The organism is Streptococcus danieliae, assembly GCF_013415245.1.
Classification (GTDB): domain Bacteria; phylum Bacillota; class Bacilli; order Lactobacillales; family Streptococcaceae; genus Streptococcus; species Streptococcus danieliae_A.
In genome coordinates this window covers 1-3970 of record NZ_JACBXX010000187.1, presented here as the reverse complement: position 1 = coordinate 3970, position 3970 = coordinate 1, and the positions used below count along the sequence as shown (strand labels likewise).

General features: G+C 46.8%; 4 protein-coding genes and 1 pseudogene. 1 reads left to right on the top strand and 4 read right to left on the bottom strand.

Annotated features, from left to right (window positions below):
- The 4 genes and pseudogenes from HZY94_RS10780 to HZY94_RS08875 form a co-directional block, all read right to left on the bottom strand.
- A pseudogene (locus tag HZY94_RS10780) lies at positions 1-406 on the bottom strand (IS630 transposase-related protein); the annotation flags it as partial.
- A 207-nt stretch (positions 407-613) separates the two neighbouring features.
- Positions 614-1615, bottom strand: coding sequence for a UDP-glucose 4-epimerase GalE (gene galE, locus HZY94_RS08885; RefSeq protein WP_179925853.1), 1002 nt, complete (start codon positions 1613-1615; stop codon positions 614-616).
- A 26-nt stretch (positions 1616-1641) separates the two neighbouring features.
- On the bottom strand, positions 1642-2493 hold the full coding sequence (gene rfbD / locus HZY94_RS08880; protein ID WP_160332592.1) for a dTDP-4-dehydrorhamnose reductase: 852 nt from the start codon (positions 2491-2493) through the stop codon (positions 1642-1644).
- Between the two features lie 3 nt (positions 2494-2496).
- Positions 2497-3432, bottom strand: coding sequence for a glycosyltransferase family 2 protein (locus HZY94_RS08875; RefSeq protein WP_179925852.1), 936 nt, complete (start codon positions 3430-3432; stop codon positions 2497-2499).
- A gap of 365 nt (positions 3433-3797) precedes the next feature.
- On the opposite strand from HZY94_RS08875, the gene HZY94_RS08870 reads away from it, so the two are divergent.
- A partial coding sequence (locus HZY94_RS08870; protein ID WP_179925851.1) for a helix-turn-helix domain-containing protein occupies positions 3798-3970 on the top strand: 173 nt, incomplete at its 3' end.

Genomic DNA, 3970 nt, shown 5'->3' with positions numbered 1-3970 from the left:
AGTATATCCCATAGCTTTAAGAGCATAATGAATAGCTGTTGGATGACAGTCAAACTCAGCAGCTATTTCAGTCAAATAGGCATCTGGATGGATTTCAAGATAACTCTTTAACTTATCTCTATCAACTTTTCTTGGGGTGGTCCCTTTAACTTGGTGATGAAGCTCTCCTGTTTTCTCTTTTAAGGGAACCTCTAAAAACCCCAGTTTTTCTTCAAATTGAATCACTCAAACCTTGATAAATCAACATTTAGATTTTCAGAAATTTAGTTTTTAGAGGTCCCCTTAATTTAATCCATTGATAAATGGTAGTATGAGAAATTTGGAAAACAGTTGCTGCTTCAGAAATACTGCCAATACTCTCACAATATGAAAGAACTTTTTTACGAAAATCTACTGAATATGCCATAAAAATAGTATAGCACAAAGTGTGCGGTTTCTGTTTCATTCTACTATACTTTATCGGAAGATACCTTGTTATTGGGCGCTTACCGCTTACCTTATTTTTCTCTTCGAGAAAAACTGGCTAGAAGCCATAATGCAGAAAACCGCACTCCTATTCCAAGTGCGGTTTCACTTTATCAAGTTTTTTCAACTAACAAAAGCCTCAGCCATCCTAGTCGCGATCATCATAACCTTTGGGATGACTCGAATGCCAAGCCCAGGCGCTTTCGATGATTTTTTCGATATTATCAAACTTAGGTTTCCAGCCTAGAATATCACGCGCCAGCTCTGAAGAGGCAATCAGCGTGTCTGGATCCCCCGGCCGGCGATCGGCGATTTCTGCTGGAATCTCCTTACCGGTAACCTTGCGGGCAGCCTCCAAAATTTCCAAATTAGAAAAACCAGTCGCTGATCCCAGGTTAAAGGCTCTGGACTCATTGCCTGCACGCAGGTACTCAACAGCTAGGAGATGAGCATCTGCCAAGTCGAAGGGATGCACATAGTCACGGACATTGGTCCCGTCCGATGTCTGGTAATCATCGCCAAAGATCATGATTTTATCACGCACACCTTGGGCCACCTGCAAGATGATTGGCAACAGGTGGGTTTCTGGTCCGTGGTCCTCTCCCAGTGAGCCATCTGGTTTGGCACCAGCTACATTAAAGTAGCGGAGCGGGACAAATTTGATTCCATAGGCCTGGTCCGCCCATTTCATAATCGTTTCCATCATCAACTTGCTTTCGCCGTAAGGGTTGATTGGTTTTTGCGGGGTCGTTTCCCGAATCGGAATCTCTTCTGGAATTCCATAAGTTGCGGCAGTTGAAGAAAAGACAATCGACTTAACACCTACTTCCCGCATCACCTCGAGGAGACGAATCATCCCTGCGGTATTGTTGTCAAAATATTTCAAGGGCTCAGCCATTGATTCTGCGACCAAGGAATAGGCCGCAAAATGGATCACCGCATCAATATCCGGATTCTCTTTGAAAACCTGCCGCATGAAGTCTTGATCAGCCAGATCACCCTCATAAAAGACTGCATCTGGATGCACCGCAGCCCGGTGTCCTGTTACCAAATTGTCGACCACGACAACCCGCTCTTGTCCCAGTGAAACCAAGCGGTCCACCATGTGCGAGCCGATATAACCCGCTCCACCTAACACTAAAATTCCCATAGAATCTACGCTCCCTTGCTAACTACTTATTTCACTTCTTGCTGGTAAAAGGCCTCCAAGGCTTCTTGCCAGGTTGGAATCACAAATCCGGTTGCCTTGGCCTTAGTCAAGTCCATGGTCGAGTTAAAGGGACGTTTAGCCTTGGCTGGGAACTGGCTCGAATCAACTGGCTTGACCTCCACGGGACTATCTTTCAGGATCTCCACCGCAAAGTCATACCAGGTTGTATCCTGGTCGGCATCATTCGACAGATGGTAATAACCATAGTCATGCTGGTTATCCGCTAAATGCACCATAAATTCTGCCAGGGTCCGGGTCCAGGTTGGGCGACCGTGCTGGTCATTCACAACCGTTAGGACAGGGTGGCTCTTAGCCAAGTTCTGCATGGTGAAAACAAAGTTTTTCCCGTAATTCCCAAAAACCCAAGCTGTCCGAATAATGTAGAAACGGCTGGAAAGTTTTTCAACCAGCTCTTCTCCCATCCGCTTGGTACGGCCATATTCTGTTTGGGGATCTGCCGGATCGTCCACCTGCCATTCCTGGCCGACCGGTTTATCGCCGTTAAAGACATAGTCAGTGGAGATGTAGACCATGGTTGCCCCGTGGGCTTCGGCCGCCCGCACCACATGCTCGGTTCCAGTCACATTAATGGCATAATCCAATTCCTTGCCTTCATCCTCTGCCGCATCAACAGCTGTGTAGGCCGCGCAGTGGTAGACCAAACTTGGCTGCACTTCCGCAAAGACCCGATCCACCTCTTCTTGCTTGGTGATATCCATTGTCGCCACATCGAGGGCCACATAGTCCTGCCCTAACTCGTCCAAATAATGCACCAACTCCGTACCGAGTTGGCCTTTTGCTCCTGTAATGAGAATCATTGCTTACCCTTTCCCTTCTGAACGCTCCTTGATCACATAGATCGGCCGATTTTTTGTTTCCATAAAAATCTTACCAATATACTTGCCAAGAATTCCGATTGTTAATAATTGAAAACCTCCCAAAAAGAGGATGATGGAGACCATAGACGGCCAACCTGCGGTTGGATCCCCGTACAAAAGGGTCCGGACAATCACCACGCCGGCCAAGCCAAAGGCCAGCAAGCAGGACAAGGCTCCTCCCACAAAGGCAATGGCCAAGGGAGCATCCGAAAAGTTGACAATCCCCTCCAGCGAATAGCTAAAGAGCTGCCAAAAATTCCAACTGGTCTGCCCCGCCACGCGCTCGACATTCTTGTACTCCAAATACTCGGTCTTAAAACCAACCCAAGAGAAAATCCCCTTGGAGAAGCGATTGTACTCGGTTACCTCCAAGATCGCATCCACCATCTGTCGCCGCATTAGCCGGAAATCGCGGGCCCCATCGACCATCTGAACCTGGCTAATCCGATTAATCAAGCGATAAAACATCCGGGCAAAGAAGGAACGAATCGGCGGTTCCCCATCCCGGGTCACCCGCCGCGTCCCCACACAATCCAGGTCCGGGTCAGCCTCCAAACGCTGCACCATCTCCACCAACAACTCTGGCGGATCCTGAAGATCTACATCCATCACGGTCACGAGCTCCCCGTGAGCCTCCTGGAGCCCAGCATAAAGAGCCGCCTCCTTCCCAAAGTTTCGGGAAAAGGACAGATAGGTAACCTTTGAATCCTGGGCTGCCAACTCTCGGAGCACCTCCAGAGTCCGATCACGGGAGCCGTCGTTGACAAAAATATACTCAAACTCCTGATCCAGCTGAGGCTGAATCGCTTCCATTGCCTGGTAGAAAAGAGGCAGCGCCTCTTCTTCGTTAAAGCAAGGAACAATGACTGAAAGCGTCATATGGTTCTCCTTATTCTGTTCATTCTCCTCTAGTATATCATATCCCTCAAAAATCTCTGCCTACTTCCTGTAAACTTCGATATCAAATGATTTTTGCGAGTCCAACAAAAATTTTAAAATGAAGTTAGCCACCCATCCTATCTGCTAGATAAGTACTACAACTCATTCTGATGAGTTGTCTGATTTCATTTGATAATAGGTTTGGAGCTGTTAGGCTAATTGGCCAAGGCTAATGATAGCCTTGGTTTAGCCCTCAAAACAGCTTCAAAAGTCCCTGTTGTCAAATGAAATCCTTTTGTAAGGTATAAGAAAACACCTCCGTGCTATACTTGTTGTTCACCACAAACAAAAGGAAGGGCACAGAGATGCAAAACAATTATACAATAAAAGGAAAACATTTGACAATTAATGATCGTCGCTACATTGAACGATGGAACAAAGAAGGAAAATCCAATCGAGAAATTGCTCGCCTACTTGGAAGAGCTCCTCAAACAATCAATAACGAAATCAAGCGAGGGCAAGTCTTACAACAAGTGAG